This is a genomic window from Methanomassiliicoccaceae archaeon DOK (assembly GCA_009911715.1).
Classification (GTDB): domain Archaea; phylum Thermoplasmatota; class Thermoplasmata; order Methanomassiliicoccales; family Methanomethylophilaceae; genus Methanoprimaticola.
The window spans coordinates 1,399,265-1,412,609 of sequence record CP047880.1 but is presented as its reverse complement, the minus strand read 5'-3'; the positions used below and the strand labels follow the sequence as shown (position 1 = coordinate 1,412,609).

At 61.2% G+C, this 13,345-nt stretch carries 16 protein-coding genes; 11 read left to right on the top strand and 5 right to left on the bottom strand.

The window, feature by feature from the left end:
• Nucleotides 1-3 precede the first annotated feature (3 nt).
• Entirely contained in the window at nucleotides 4-1,662 is a 1,659-nt protein-coding gene (gene mcrA / locus JS82_07060) for a coenzyme-B sulfoethylthiotransferase subunit alpha (protein ID QHK17880.1), read from the top strand.
• Nucleotides 1,663-1,667: 5 nt separating this feature from the next.
• Nucleotides 1,668-1,946, top strand: coding sequence for a DUF2098 domain-containing protein (locus tag JS82_07055; protein QHK17879.1), 279 nt, complete (start codon nucleotides 1,668-1,670; stop codon nucleotides 1,944-1,946).
• A gap of 274 nt (nucleotides 1,947-2,220) precedes the next feature.
• Here JS82_07055 and JS82_07050 read toward each other — a convergent pair whose 3' ends face one another.
• From JS82_07050 to JS82_07030, 5 genes are all read right to left on the bottom strand, one after another.
• Nucleotides 2,221-2,799 (bottom strand): cytidylate kinase-like family protein, encoded by a 579-nt coding sequence (locus JS82_07050; protein QHK17878.1) that lies wholly within the window; start codon nucleotides 2,797-2,799, stop codon nucleotides 2,221-2,223.
• A complete protein-coding gene (locus tag JS82_07045; GenBank protein ID QHK17877.1) occupies nucleotides 2,792-3,313 on the bottom strand; it encodes a hypothetical protein in 522 nt (173 codons plus the stop codon). Before JS82_07045 ends, JS82_07050 begins: the two co-directional genes overlap by 8 nt.
• 207 nt (nucleotides 3,314-3,520) lie before the next feature.
• Nucleotides 3,521-4,084, bottom strand: coding sequence for a hypothetical protein (locus tag JS82_07040; protein ID QHK17876.1), 564 nt, complete (start codon nucleotides 4,082-4,084; stop codon nucleotides 3,521-3,523).
• Between the two features lie 61 nt (nucleotides 4,085-4,145).
• Nucleotides 4,146-4,493, bottom strand: a complete 348-nt coding sequence (locus JS82_07035) for a hypothetical protein (GenBank protein QHK17875.1) — start codon at nucleotides 4,491-4,493, stop codon at nucleotides 4,146-4,148.
• On the bottom strand, nucleotides 4,486-5,445 hold the full coding sequence (locus JS82_07030; GenBank protein QHK17874.1) for a DUF2111 domain-containing protein: 960 nt from the start codon (nucleotides 5,443-5,445) through the stop codon (nucleotides 4,486-4,488). Before JS82_07030 ends, JS82_07035 begins: the two co-directional genes overlap by 8 nt.
• A 139-nt stretch (nucleotides 5,446-5,584) precedes the next feature.
• Here JS82_07030 and atwA point away from each other — a divergent pair, with 139 nt between their 5' ends.
• Genes atwA through JS82_06985 form a run of 9 tightly spaced genes read left to right on the top strand, consistent with a single transcriptional unit; the run spans nucleotide 5,585 to nucleotide 13,337 of the window.
• On the top strand, nucleotides 5,585-7,192 hold the full coding sequence (atwA, locus tag JS82_07025; protein QHK17873.1) for a methyl coenzyme M reductase system, component A2: 1,608 nt from the start codon (nucleotides 5,585-5,587) through the stop codon (nucleotides 7,190-7,192).
• Between the two features lie 2 nt (nucleotides 7,193-7,194).
• A complete protein-coding gene (gene mcrC / locus JS82_07020; protein ID QHK17872.1) occupies nucleotides 7,195-7,815 on the top strand; it encodes a methyl-coenzyme M reductase I operon protein C in 621 nt (206 codons plus the stop codon).
• Nucleotides 7,812-9,329 carry a methanogenesis marker 3 protein gene (locus tag JS82_07015; GenBank protein ID QHK17871.1) on the top strand — a complete coding sequence of 506 codons (1,518 nt, stop codon included), beginning with the start codon at nucleotides 7,812-7,814 and terminating at the stop codon, nucleotides 9,327-9,329. The genes mcrC and JS82_07015 overlap by 4 nt, the downstream gene beginning before the upstream one ends.
• Nucleotides 9,326-9,745 (top strand): DUF2102 domain-containing protein, encoded by a 420-nt coding sequence (locus JS82_07010; protein QHK17870.1) that lies wholly within the window; start codon nucleotides 9,326-9,328, stop codon nucleotides 9,743-9,745. Before JS82_07015 ends, JS82_07010 begins: the two co-directional genes overlap by 4 nt.
• Nucleotides 9,742-10,179, top strand: a complete 438-nt coding sequence (locus JS82_07005; GenBank protein ID QHK17869.1) for a methanogenesis marker 5 protein — start codon at nucleotides 9,742-9,744, stop codon at nucleotides 10,177-10,179. The genes JS82_07010 and JS82_07005 overlap by 4 nt, the downstream gene beginning before the upstream one ends.
• Entirely contained in the window at nucleotides 10,176-11,399 is a 1,224-nt protein-coding gene (locus tag JS82_07000) for a methanogenesis marker 15 protein (GenBank protein QHK17868.1), read from the top strand. The genes JS82_07005 and JS82_07000 overlap by 4 nt, the downstream gene beginning before the upstream one ends.
• Nucleotides 11,400-11,408: 9 nt before the next feature.
• Nucleotides 11,409-11,975, top strand: a complete 567-nt coding sequence (locus JS82_06995; protein ID QHK17867.1) for a methanogenesis marker 17 protein — start codon at nucleotides 11,409-11,411, stop codon at nucleotides 11,973-11,975.
• Entirely contained in the window at nucleotides 11,968-12,903 is a 936-nt protein-coding gene (locus JS82_06990) for a methanogenesis marker 7 protein (protein QHK17866.1), read from the top strand. Before JS82_06995 ends, JS82_06990 begins: the two co-directional genes overlap by 8 nt.
• Nucleotides 12,900-13,337, top strand: a complete 438-nt coding sequence (locus JS82_06985) for a DUF123 domain-containing protein (GenBank protein QHK17865.1) — start codon at nucleotides 12,900-12,902, stop codon at nucleotides 13,335-13,337. Before JS82_06990 ends, JS82_06985 begins: the two co-directional genes overlap by 4 nt.
• Nucleotides 13,338-13,345: the final 8 nt, after the last annotated feature.

Below are 13,345 nucleotides of genomic sequence, written 5' to 3'. Positions count from 1 at the left end.
ACCATGGCAGGAAAAGAGAAGCTGTTCATGGAAGCATGCAAAAAGAAGTTCAAAGAAGAGCCCACCGACATGACCACCAAGTACTACTGCTATGGTGGATGGAAACAGTCGAAGTCCAAGGTAGAGTTCCAGAACTCCGCCATGGAGATCGCCAAGAAACGTGGCATCCCCATGATGAACGAGGACATCGGAGTTCCTCTCGGACAGAGGAGCTGGATGCCCTACCAGCTGTCCCACACCGACATCTTCGCCGAGGCCGATGACCTGCACTGCGTCAACAACTGCGCTATCCAGCAGGCCTGGGACGACATCAGGAGGACCATCCTCGTCGGACTGGACTCCCCTCACCAGACAATCGAGAGGAGGCTCGGAAAAGAGGTCACACCTGAGACCATCAACACCTACCTCGAGACCGTCAACCACACCATGCCCGGTGGAGCTGTCGTTCAGGAGCACATGGCCGAGGTCAACCCTGCCCTCGTCTGGGACTCCTACGTCAAAGTCTACTCCGGAGACGACGAGCTCATCGACGAGATCGACCCCAGGTTCGTCATCGACATCAACAAACTGTTCCCCGCCGAGCAGGCCGAGCAGCTGAAGAAAGCAATCGGAAAGACCCTCATGCAGGCTGTCCGTGTGCCCACCATCGTCGGAAGGCTCATGGATGGAGCTACCGTCTCCAGGCATGCCGCCATGCAGATCTCCATGGCTTTCATCTCCGCCTACAAACTCGCAGCCGGAGAGGCCGCCATCGCTGACTTCGCGTACTCCGCCAAACACCAGTCCCTCGCCATGGGAACCATGATGCCCGCCAGGCGTGCAAGGGGACCCAACGAGCCCGGAGGAATTCCCTTCGGATACATGGCTGATATCGCTCAGTCCGACCGTGTCTACCCCGACGACCCCGGACGCGCCGCCCTCGAGGCTGTCGCCCTCGGAGCCGCTGTCTTCGACCAGGTCTACCTCGGTGGATACATGTCCGGTGGAGTCGGATTCACCCAGTACGCCACCGCTGCGTACACCGACAACATCCTCGAGGACTACGTCTACTACGCCATCGACCAGATCAAATCCAGGTACGGAGGATTCTGCAAACTGGACCCCACCAACATGGATGAGCTCATCAAACTCGGTGACGATGTCAACGCCTACGCCCTCGAGATGTACGAGCGCTACCCCGCCGTCATGGAGACCCACTTCGGAGGATCCCAGAGGGCCACCGTCTCCGCTGCCGCCACCGGTATCGCCGGAGCTATGGCCACTGGAGTTGCCGACTGCGGTCTGAACTGCTGGTACCTCTCCATGCTCCAGCACAAAGAGAGGACCGGAAGGCTCGGATTCTACGGATTCGACCTCCAGGACCAGTGCGGTTCCGCCAACTCGTTCGCCTACAGGTCTGATGAGGGTCTCCCCATGGAGGTCCGTGGACCCAACTACCCCAACTACGCCATGAACGTCGGTCACCTGTCCGGATACACCGGTATCCCCAAGGCGGCCCACGTCGCTCGCGGAGACGCCTTCACCGCCAACCCGTTCGTGAGGGTCGCCTTCGCTGACCCCGCTCTGGTCTTCGACTTCGCCAACGTGACGAAGGAGATCGGACGTGGAGCTCTCAGGGAGTTCCAGCCCGCCGGAGAGAGAAGCGCAGTCATCAAGGGATGATCTCGTTGAAGGTTGGCGACCTGCTGAAGTACACCCCCACTTCCACTGTGGGCAAGGTGACTGACGTCCAGGAGAAGGACGGGAGGGTCTGGGTCAAACTGGACTTCACCGACCTCTACTACGACGCCACGACCCTGATCCCCGCGGATCCGTCGGAGTACATCGAGGTCTCCTTCAAGGAACGCAAGGTGTCCGAGCGTGGACAGATGAAGTCCATCGAGGACATCAAGCGGGAGACACAGGAAGTCGACATCTCCGAGATGATGCCCTCTGGAGGCGGATAAACGCTAACTCAAACCTCTTACACAGGGGTGATCCCCCTGTGGTCTCAGTTTTTTTGTTTTGTTTCCCTTCGACCCTCTCCGCTTCCATAACGCCGTCATCCGATCCACAGGTGCACGTGTGGTCCTCTACGGTTTCCCGCGGTCATGTGGGCAGGATGTAACCGCGTCGATGAGGGGAGTGAAAGAGAATGTGTCCCGGCCGTTCCGGGGTCTGGGAAAAGAATGATGGGGCCCCCGGCACGTATAGGTGCCGAGGGCGGTTGTTCGATGGACCTCAGTCCATTCTGCACATGTCGATGTACTCGACGATGAGCCTCGCGCTGTTCTCGGTGCCGATCCTGCCTGTGTTGACGGAGATGTCGTAGTTCGATACGGACCCCCAGATGCGGCCGGTGTAGCGGCGGTAGTACTCCGCGCGCTCCGCGTCCTTCCTCCTCACCCTCTCCTCGGCATCCGCCTCGGATATCCCGTTTCTCGACGTCGAGCGTCTGATGCGGTCGGGCATCGGTGCGGTGACGAAGACGTTGATGACATTGTTCTTGTCCCGGAGGACGTAGTCGGCGCATCTCCCCACGAACACGCACGGTCCGTTCGATGCGAGCGATCTGATCGTCTCGGACTGCTCCTCGAACATGGGATTGGATGAGGGTATCCCGCCGAAGTATAGCGGGGAGCGGCGTCTGCTCTCCTCGGACCTCTCGACCTCCTCCACGCTGACCCCGGCGTTCCTTGCTGTGGCCTCCACGATCTCGCGGTCGTAGCACTTCACTCCCAGCATGTCCGCGACTATGCGGCCGACCTCGCGGCCTCCGCTGCCGTTCTCCCTGCCTATCGTGATTATCAGGTCACTCATCGGTGGCACCTCCGGATCTCGTCGCCTCAAGTCTGCGGATGTGGATCCTCTTCATCACGGCCCTGGCCGCAGGCTGGGCGATTATGAGCCCGATCATGAACGCCACGCAGAAGTTGTACGGCCAGTTGTAGGGCCATCTGAGGACCTGATCGAAGTTCAGGTTCCCTCCCACCACGGTCCCGATGACGGGCCCGAGTGCAGACATGATCATCGACATGCAGAACACGCAGACGACGATGTTCGCCAGGATCCTCGCGTTGGCGCTGTCGGACGGCAGGAGGTACCTGCCTATCGCACGGTCCGAGATCCTCCCGACCACGAACGTCATGAGTAGCATGACCACGACCCAGGCGACGATGTACGTCGGGATCGTCTGATACAGGTATTCGGGCTTGAAGTCCCCGATGGCCCTGCTCATGTTGAAGAGGACCATCAGATAGGCGGTGATCCCGGCGATGATGCCGCCGTAGAGCAGACCCTCCCTGTCGTTCCATGGAAATCTAAGTTCCTCCATCGTTTTCCTCCGATTCGGACGACACGCTGTTTCCGGTGGACGATGGAATCTCACCTTCTGTTTTACGCGTGAGCGCCGGTGTAGCCCTGAAGGGCTCGGAGGGACGAATTACGAAGTCTACTTGAAGGTGACCCGACAGATCATAGTTCTGAAAAGATACTGGAATGTCCGACCCGGGACAGCGCCCGGGCCGGGATTAAAAGTGGATCACTCCTTGATCCTGTTGAATGCGACCAGCACGGATGCCAGCTTGGGGTCGTCCTTCAGTCCGTAGTACTTCCTGATCATGAGATCGCAGGTGGGTGCGGGGCTGCAGGATATGACATCCTTGCATCCGTTGCTCTCATTGAGCTCGGGGAAGGAAACAGGGGGCATGATGAACTGCTCTCCGCCGTCCGCGTGGACAGTGGGGAACAGCACGAAGCCGTCGGACAGCCACACGACATCCTGCCTGTTCTCGTACTTGTGCATGGTGAACGGGAACACCTCCTCTCCGAGGCGCTGCCCGTCTCCGGCGTCCAGCACGACGGTGGGTTCCGGTGGCGGTCTGAACCTGGGGTCCTTGACGATGCATATCACGCTCTCGCGCTTCAGGGCCTCGGTGAAACCCTGGTTGTCGACGGCGATGTTTCCCATCGCACGTACCTTGGCCTCCTCTTCCTTAACCTGCTCCAGGATCGTCCTGTCAAGGTAGAACGCATGGACGACCCCCCTCAATCCTCTGATTATCTCCAGCTGCTTGTCGCCGGGGGCGTCTACATCGGTAGTCATGAAGGTAGAATTAGTCTGAAGTTGTATAAAAGGGTTTGTTAAAGCTGGATGTATGCCCGGCTCACTTCAGGCCCGCTTCGCTCTCGTCGTTGACGAAGCTGATGGAGCTGTCGCGTTTGAGGCCAAGTCCTCCGGCGACCTCGAGGGCCTTCACGATCCCGGCGGGGACGGGGCATGCGGTGTGGGGGATGGCGTCGTTCGCCAGCTTGTAGACCTCGGACTTGTGGAACTCCGCCTCCACCTCGGCGTAGGGGCTCATGGGTTCCAGCCTCCAGGACATCTTCAGGATGTTGGGGCAGTCGCTCTTTATCTCGATCTCCACCATGCCCATGTCGTTCTCCTTGGCTATGATGAGGGTCTTCATCTTGCAGACGCCTGCGTCGACGCAGACCATGCACGGTTCACTCATTGTCATCACTCCTAAGCCTAATCAGGTTGTTGATCCCCGCCATGGAGCGGATGTCCACCACCCCGATGGCCGCGATGATGCGGTTGTCCAGTTCGATGGGTGTGACTATGACCCTGATACCCTTGTAGGGGCCGGCTGTTGCGATCTTCCTGATTGTGGTACCCGCATTTATTACCTCTTCGAGCACGGGTCCGCTGTAGGCGTTGTCGATGACCGCCCCGTTCTCGATCCTTATCCCGAGGTTGTCCCTGCTCTTCGCGCATACCGGCAGTCCCCCGACCAGGTCGTGTATGGCGAACGCCAGGGACAGGAGCTCGTTCCCGGTGCTCCTCTGGGTGAGGATGTCCTTTAGCTCCCTGTTGAACTGGAGGCCGCCCATTATCGTGAGCCCGGCGATGACCGCGCCCACCTCCGCGGACTCCTCGGTGGGTCCGGTGCCGATGATGACCACGTCGTCGTTCTTGAGCGAGAACACGGATCTTATCTTCGACTCCACGTCGGGGTCGACCGGGTAGTCCGATCCGGGGAAGATGAGCTTCCCGTTGCTGTAGATGAGCGTGGTGGCACCCGTGGCCCCGGACTTGATCGCGGCGTCCCTCTCCTCGCATCCGTACTTGACGTTCCTGGCCATCTTCGGGACGCGGACCGCGCAGTCCCTGTCCCCGATCGTCAGGTCGCTTATCGAAACGTCGGCGACGTCCATCTGCACAGTCTTCTTGAACTCGGCGCCGGTCTCCGTCAGAAGTATCCCGCTCTTCCCGATGGTGATCATGTTCTGATCCTGCATCATGGAGAGGATGGTCCTGGTGCTGCCCTCTCCAATCCTGAGGAGCTGGGACAGTCTCTTCCTTCCGACGGGGTTCGTCTCATCGAGGCACTGGAAGGCCTTCCAAATGTGGTAGTCGTTGAACTTCGGCACGGGACCGCCTAGGTTCGATGGGCGGGAAAGCATATGGATGTATCATTCATCCAATAAATAAAGATATGTACTCTATATAAATAGTAACCCATCCTTATTTCACGACGTTAACGGTTATTTCTTTCAGGGAAAATCCGCGATAGTTTATATCGGTGTAACCGTTCGGAGAAACATGGCTCAAGAGTCGGTAGACCTACTGGTTATCGAGAACGTCTCCAAGTCGTTCGACGGGCGCTGTGTGCTCAAGGACGTCAGCGCCAAGCTCTCCACCGGGAAGATCCTCGGTCTCATCGGAAAGAGCGCCGCCGGTAAGAGTGTTCTCATTCACATGCTCAGGGGGAGCGAGGAGTACGCTCCCGACAGCGGACGCGTGATCTACAACGTCAACCGCTGCAAGAAATGCGGCGACCTCGACCTCCCCATTAAGGGAGCGAAATGCTGCAAGTGCGGAGGGGAGACGGAGACCCTCGCCGTGGACTTCTGGTCCCTCAAGGTCGACGACCCCCTCAGACAGGCCGTCAAGGGACACATAGCCATCATGCTCCAGAGGACCTTCGCGCTCTTCGGCGACATGACCGTCGTCGAGAACGTCATGGAGGCCATCCCCGCGGACGTCCAGGGGGACGACCGCATCAACAGGGCCATCGACATGCTCAAGCTCGTCAACATGACCCACAGGACGACCCATATAGCCAGGGACCTGTCGGGAGGGGAGAAGCAGAGGGTCGTCATGGCCAGGCAGCTCGCCAAGGAGCCCCTGTTCTTCCTGGCTGACGAGCCCACCGGAACCCTCGACCCCACCACAGCCGAGATCGTCCACAAGGGACTCATCGACTACGTCAGGGAGAAGAACATCTGCATGGTCTTCGCCTCCCACTGGCCCGAGGCCATCGAGAGGATGGCCGACGAGGCGATCCTGCTGGACGCCGGAAACGTCGTCAAGCAGGGCGAGCCCAAGGAGGTCACCACCGAGTTCATGAAGGACTACCACTTCGAGAAGACCCAGCACGGGGACCTCGGAGACCCGCTCATCGTCCTCGACAACGCCGCCAAGCACTACTTCTCTGTCGTCAGGGGAGTCGTCAAGGCCGTGGACGGAGTGTCCTTCGACATCAAGGAGAGGGAGGTCTTCGCCCTGGTCGGGTACTCCGGAGCGGGGAAGACCACGACATCCAGGATGATCGCCGGGATGACCCCCGCCACATCCGGGTCCGTCAAGATCAGGATCGGAGACGACTGGGTCGACATGTCCGAGTCCGGGTTCGCCGGGAAGGGGAGAGCCACCCCTTACATCGGGTTCCTGCACCAGGAGTACACACTGTACCCCTTCGACACCGTCCTCCAGAACCTGTCCACATGCATCGGCATGAAGATGCCCGCCGAGCTCGCCAAGGTCAAGGCCATCCAGGTCCTGATGAGCGTCGGGTTCGAGAAGGAGCACATCGAGAAGCTCCTGTACACCTATCCCGACTCGCTCTCCGTGGGAGAGTGCCAGAGGATCGCCTTCGCGCAGGTCCTCATCAAGGAGCCCCGTATCATCATCCTGGACGAGCCCACCGGAACCATGGACCCCATCACCAAGACGATCATCGCCAAGTCCGTCATCCGCGCGAGGGAGACCCTCGGCGAGACGTTCATCGTGGTCAGTCACGACATGGACTTCGTCCTCAACTGCAGCGACCGCGCGGCCTTCATGAAGGGTGGCAAGGTCGTCGCCATCGGTAAGCCCGACGAGGTCCTCGAAGAGTTCGCAATGGAGCCGGTCCCAGAAGGTGAATGACCATGAAGCAGAAGATGGGAAGGCATCTCAGCTTCGTGGAGTGCAGGGAGTCGATGGGTCTCGGTGTCGGAGGGGGGCTCGCCCAGAGGGCGACCATCTCCGAGTCCGGCAGGGACGTCGTGGCCATAGCCATGGGCCCCGGCCGCAGGCACATCACCAAACCCGTCTGCGAGATCACGTACGCCCTCAGGGAGGAGGGGATCGACACGAGCGTCCTCGTCGTCAACGCCGGATCCGGCGTGCCCGCGGACGCCCCCGACGTCACCACCGGGTCCTGCTTCGGACTGGATCCCATCGAGGCCGACAGGATCCAGCAGTACAAGGTCGCCCTGATCCACCTGGGAAACGTCCGCAACCACATAGTGTACAAGGCGAGGCTGATCCTCAGGAACGTGGACGTCCCCGCCATCATCGTCGCGCAGTGCCCCGTGGACTATGAGGACTTCGCAGCGATCGGGTGCAAGACGAAGTACGTCATGCCCCCCGAGGACAAGATCCAGACCAAGGGCGAGATCGTGGAGATCGTCACCGGCGTCGTCAGGGGGGTAACGACCCCGCAGGATAAGCTGGACGAGATCGTCTCCAAGGTGCAGTCCATGCTGCCGGAGGGTGAGCACAGATGATCGTAACAGTCAACGGCGTGGAGAAGAAGCTCAGGGCCGGATCGACCCTCAAGACCGCCATCGCCGGCGAGCCCTACGTCAAGGGCACCCTGATCGCGGTCCATCTCTCAGAGGAGAGGGTGGTTTCCGAGACCAGGGACTTCGAGTTCGAGACCGAGCGCGGGTCGTTCGTCATGCATCTGAACGACACCCCCGAGGCCGAGATGTGGAGGACGCAGCTCATCGACAGGATGTCCAGCGTCAACACCAGGTGGGTCACCCACGAGATCGTCGCCTTCGGATCGTTCCCCACGGAGCTGGAGACCGACCGCGGCACGTACTCCTACAGGACCTACGACTGCTTCCTCTCGCTCGGAGGATTCGACAACCACACCACCTACCTGATGATCGCCCGCGACAACCACTCCGGCAGCTACGGTGCCGGCCAGGGCGTAATAGGGAGGATCACCGTCGGCAGGCACATCCTGGACGACATCAGGGAGGGCGACAAAATCCTGTCCGTCCACCCGCTGATGTCCGAGACCAGCACGGAGAACGTGAAGGTCACCGACGACCTGAGCATGAAGCTCGAGGACGGCTACAGGGTGGAGACCAACGTCAAGATCGTCCTGGACCAGGAGTCCCCGGAGTCCGCCGAGCACCTCCTCATCCTCTCGTCCGAGGGGACCATGGGGGTCACCGAGGCCACCGGAAGCTTCCTGGCATGCTCGGAGGACATGGATGTCGACATCCCGCAGGAGGACAGCAAGGTAAGGGATGTCGGAGCGGTAACGGTCAGGTACGACGGCGTCGGAGGCGGCCGCCTCTACATGTACAAGGAGAGGAGGCAGGTCTCGCTCTCGCACAACGCCGCCGGACAGGTCGCCATGGGGCGCGCGATCGTCGCCCACGCCCCGGCAGGCAGCAGGATGACCGTCGTCACGGAGCCCGCCAGGGCGCTCTCGGTCGGGATGACCCAGGCGGAGGGCGCCAAGTTCCTGGAGTCCAGGGGCATAAAGCAGGTCAGGACCGGAGACACGTCGGACGACGCCATCATAGCGGAGCAGGGTCCGGAGAACACCATCGAGGCCCTGAAGAAGGGCGAGGTCGAGACCTTCGGGGTGCCGAAGGACAGGGTCTTCAGGGTGCAGATATCCAAGAAGGACCCCATCAGCGAGCACTACTTCAAGAAGGTCACCGGGCTCAGCCACAAGCCCATCGGGATACTGAAGGTCCAGTTCACCTTCGAGGGACTCCCGATGGTTACTTTCTACGGGGACGAGGTCAGGGGGAAGAACCTGTACCCGCAGGACCCGTTCAAGAAGATCAAACGCGGCGACATCGGCCTCACCAACCAGGCGAGGCCCCACCACGGGCTCATCGGTATCAGGCTGGAGGACAGCAAGGACTTCGGACCCACCGGCGAGGAGCCCTACGGAACCAACATCGTCGGAAAGTTCGTCGACGACCTCGACAGGCTAATGAAGGACCTGAAGGAGGAGGACGTCGTCTACATCACGGAGGAGGAACTATGAGCGAGGAGAGGGAGACGAGACTGTTCATGATATCGCCCAGGTCCATGCTCACGCCGGACCAGCTGTCCCGCATGGTGCATTCCTACGGCGAGGCGGCGATCATCAAGGAGACATGCTACGGGTGCCTCGTGGAGGCCCCCAGGGAGACCGTGCTGCGCATCCTGGCCAAGGTCAGGGAGAAGTACCCGCACGAGGTCTTCTCGAAGGTCAGGGCATACCCGTGCAGCGACCCCCGCAGGTGCAGGGCCCAGCACGGGACCAGGCCCGGATACGCGCAGCTGGAGGAGGAGTGGGCGCTGCTCGCACACATCCAGTACGCCCTTGACAGGGTCGAGGAGGGCGCCAAGTACGTGCCCCCCGCGGAGAAGAAACGCATTCCTGTAAACGATTTCAAGAAGATTTGCGAGGTGCAGTGATGAAGGTCTTCATAGATCCGCCGAACAGCCTGGTGCTGTTCGATCTGGTTGAGAGGTTCGGGCATGAGCCCCTCAGCGCGATGGCGGCCATCCAGGAGAGGGTCGACAACCTTGAAGTGGACATGCCACCCATGAACGTTACCCTCGACGACGTCGTCAAGGGTCTGAAGTACGCGGGAGTCGAGGTCCCCTCCGGAATCAGGGGAAGGCTCGCCCTGTGGGGGCCGATGATCGATGAGGCGGACGCCGCCATCATCATGGACGACTGCCCCTACAGCTTCGGATGCGTCGGGTGCGAGAGGTCCAACCTCATGGTGAAGTACCTGATCAAGAGGCGCGGAATCCCCGCGCTGCACGTGAGCTACCCCGAGGACGACGAGCAGGCCGTCAACTTCGTCGCTCAGACCAAAGAGTTCCTGGAGGGACTGCAGTGACAATCAAGATCGCACAGCTTTCATGCGGTACCGAGTACAGCAGCGTACAGTACGAGATAGAGAAGGCCGCCAGGTCGGTCGGAGCCAAGATCGTCTACCCCGACGTGTCGGCCGCGGACATCGACGAGGCTGTCAAGAGGTTCGGGTTCAACCCCCGCTCCCCCCAGCTCAAGCTGATGATCGCCAGGGCCGTCCAGCTCGCGGACGAGAAGTACGACGCCGACGCCGTGTTCATCACCACCTGCTTCAGGTGCGCCGAGGCCGCCCTCGTAAGGAACGAGCTGAGGAGGTTCATCCAGGAGCACACCAGGCTGCCCGTTGTCACCTACTCCTTCACGGAGAGGCTCAAGGCGTCCCAGCTGCTCACGAGGATGGAGGCCCTCGTCACCATCGTCACCAGGAAGGAGCTCCTGGCCAGGGAGAGGCAGACCGGTCTCACCGCCGGACTCGACTCCGGCTCCTCGACCACGAAAGCGGTCATCATGCAGGACAACAAGATCATCGGAAAGGACTGGACCCCGTCGGGCGACGTCGTCAAGTCCGCCACCCAGGTCCTCGAGAATGCCATGAAGATGGCGGGCGTCGAGCTGAAGGACATCGAGGCCATCGGAACCACCGGGTACGGAAGGTTCACCCTCGGCGACCACTTCAACGCGAAGCTGGTCCAGGAGGAGCTGACCGTCAACTCCAAGGGAGCGGTCTGGCTCGCCGACAGGCAGAGGGGGGAGGCCACCATCATCGACATCGGCGGTATGGACAACAAGGCCATCACCGTCAGGGACGGGGTCCCCGACAACTTCACCATGGGAGGAATCTGCGCTGGAGCCTCCGGAAGGTTCCTGGAGATGACCTCCAGGAGGATGAAGATCGACGTCACCGAGCTCGGAGCGCTCGCCGACAAGGGCGACTGGAGGAACGCCAAGATGAACTCCTACTGCTCCGTCTTCGGAATCCAGGACCTGGTCACCACCCTCGGAGAGGGGAAGAGCTTCGAGGACGTGGCGGCAGCCGCATGCCACTCCGTCGCCGAGCAGGTCTACGAGCAGCAGCTCCAGGAGATCGACGTCAGGCACCCCATCATCCAGGTGGGCGGAACGTCCCTGATCTCCGGTCTGGTGACCCAGGTCGGCGAGGTCCTCGGGGAGAAGCCCATCGTCCCGCCGGACTCCCAGTACATCGGTGCGGTCGGCGGCGCGCTGCTGAGCTCCGGGTTCCTGTGAGGCGGTCTCATGGACATAGAGATAATCGGAGGCGACCCGTACGGCAACGAAGCCTACGTCAAGCTCTTCGACGACATCATGAGCGACCTGAACAAGGCGGTGCTGATCGACAAGGTCCAGCTGACGCTGGAGCCGGCCACGCCCCTGTTCATCTTCTCGATAGTCCTCAGGGCGGCCCCGTCCGCCAAGACCATCGGGGACGTCGCCACCGTCAGGACGGACGTCGGCGGCGTGCACATAACGATCACCCAGGAGCGCTACGCTCCGGACATCCTGAAGGAGCTCTGGGCCAGGTACGGCAGGAAGGCCGTGTACCAGCAGACCAGGTTCGACATGGACGTCCAGGGCGCCAAGGAGGAGGACGTGAGCGCGATCGTCGTCGCCTCCGGAGAGGACGACAGGCGCGAGATCATGGGAGCCATCTGGAGGACGATGCCAGAGGGAATCAAGAACAGGAAGACCCTGATCAGTGGCAACGTGATAACGGTCGTGGCCACGGAGGAGGTCCTCCTGCCCGAGATGATCGAGAGGGGGATGCAGGTCCACAAGGCGATGGGAGGTTCCGACGATGTTTGAGGTCATGATGTACGACGGCGGTGTTTACCGCTCCGAGGAGCTCTACGAGCTCATCGAGGATGTCGGAGGCGTCGTCCTCCAGAAGAACAGGAGCTCCCAGATGCTCACGGTCATCATGTCGGTGCCCGAGGAGGACAGGGAGGCCATCGAGAAGGTCTGCAACGACATCGGCGGAGTCGTCAAGAGCGTCCCGCTCGCCGGGACGGAGATCGCCGTGGTCGGACCCACGCTGGGAAGGCACCACATGCCCCACCCCATCTGCGACATCGCGGAGGAGCTGAGGAGGTACGGCGCCGTGACAGTGGTCATGGGTATGGCCAGGGGACGCGGCAAGGCCACGTCGCAGATCTCGATGACCGAGAGGCTCACGCTCGACGAGTACGACGGGGTCATCTTCATGATGGGCAACTTCAAGAGCTGCGTCGAGACAAAGGCCGAGCTCATGAGGGACATCCACGCCCCCACCGTGCTCGTGTCGGGACCCGTCCCGGAGGGCATCGAGGACACATGCGACGCCATCGTCACGGGTGTCGGCCGCAAGGCCGCCAGGATGAGGACGCCGCCGGAGAGGGCCAAGCTGGAGGAGATCGCCGACACCATGGAGGCGGTCCTGAAGGAGAAGAAGCGCAGCCTGGAGGAGGATCCGCTGTTCGTTCACCCCGCGGAGGTCAAGACCGTCCTGGAGGAGTACGAGCCGATCAACATGTGCCTCAGGCCGTCACCGATGGTCCTGCACCTGGACGGGATCAGGATCAAGATCCCGTACAAGGAGCACAGGGAGTACCTCGAGAACGTGGAGATCTACGGCAGGAAGCTCGGCGAGATCGCCGACATCAGCCCGTCGAAGATCGACGACAGCAGCATCATCGTCCGCATCAAGACCCGCTCGCAGGTCGAGGACGAGGACCGCCGTCGCGCAAGCGCATGAAGCGCCCCGGAACCTACATACTTCTTATCGCCCTCGGCTCCGACACCGTACTGGAGGTCGGGGCCCTGGGCGAGATAAACTTCCCCCGCGGCACATACTGCTACGTCGGCAGCGCCATGGGGGGTCTCGACCAGAGGGTCTCGAGGCACATCTCCCGCGAGAAGAAGGTGCGCTGGCACATAGACCGTCTCACCCTGGCCGCCGACTCCGTCGATGCGTACGTCTCGTACCCGGACTTCATCGGGGAGTGCACCCTGGCGTCCATGGCCGAGGCCTGCGGGATGGTCCCCTTCGCGGACGGTTTCGGATGCTCCGACTGCAGGTGCCGCACGCACCTGTTCAGAGCCGACCCCGACTCCATAGCCAGACTCATCCGGGAGGCCGGGCTTATCTCATTTTCTCTCATTTCTTTTCCGAGCGGGAAACCCTTATAACGCATCAG

Coding starts and splice junctions, on each gene's coding strand:
- JS82_07015 (QHK17871.1), top strand. CDS start 7,812: ATGATCGTAACAGTCAACGGCGTGGAGAAGAAGCTCAGGGCCGGATCG.
- JS82_07030 (QHK17874.1), bottom strand. CDS start 5,445: ATGCTTTCCCGCCCATCGAACCTAGGCGGTCCCGTGCCGAAGTTCAAC.
- JS82_07045 (QHK17877.1), bottom strand. CDS start 3,313: ATGGAGGAACTTAGATTTCCATGGAACGACAGGGAGGGTCTGCTCTAC.
- mcrC (QHK17872.1), top strand. CDS start 7,195: ATGAAGCAGAAGATGGGAAGGCATCTCAGCTTCGTGGAGTGCAGGGAG.
- JS82_07040 (QHK17876.1), bottom strand. CDS start 4,084: ATGACTACCGATGTAGACGCCCCCGGCGACAAGCAGCTGGAGATAATC.
- mcrA (QHK17880.1), top strand. CDS start 4: ATGGCAGGAAAAGAGAAGCTGTTCATGGAAGCATGCAAAAAGAAGTTC.
- JS82_07035 (QHK17875.1), bottom strand. CDS start 4,493: ATGAGTGAACCGTGCATGGTCTGCGTCGACGCAGGCGTCTGCAAGATG.
- JS82_07050 (QHK17878.1), bottom strand. CDS start 2,799: ATGAGTGACCTGATAATCACGATAGGCAGGGAGAACGGCAGCGGAGGC.
- JS82_06995 (QHK17867.1), top strand. CDS start 11,409: ATGGACATAGAGATAATCGGAGGCGACCCGTACGGCAACGAAGCCTAC.
- JS82_06985 (QHK17865.1), top strand. CDS start 12,900: ATGAAGCGCCCCGGAACCTACATACTTCTTATCGCCCTCGGCTCCGAC.
- atwA (QHK17873.1), top strand. CDS start 5,585: ATGGCTCAAGAGTCGGTAGACCTACTGGTTATCGAGAACGTCTCCAAG.
- JS82_07010 (QHK17870.1), top strand. CDS start 9,326: ATGAGCGAGGAGAGGGAGACGAGACTGTTCATGATATCGCCCAGGTCC.
- JS82_06990 (QHK17866.1), top strand. CDS start 11,968: ATGTTTGAGGTCATGATGTACGACGGCGGTGTTTACCGCTCCGAGGAG.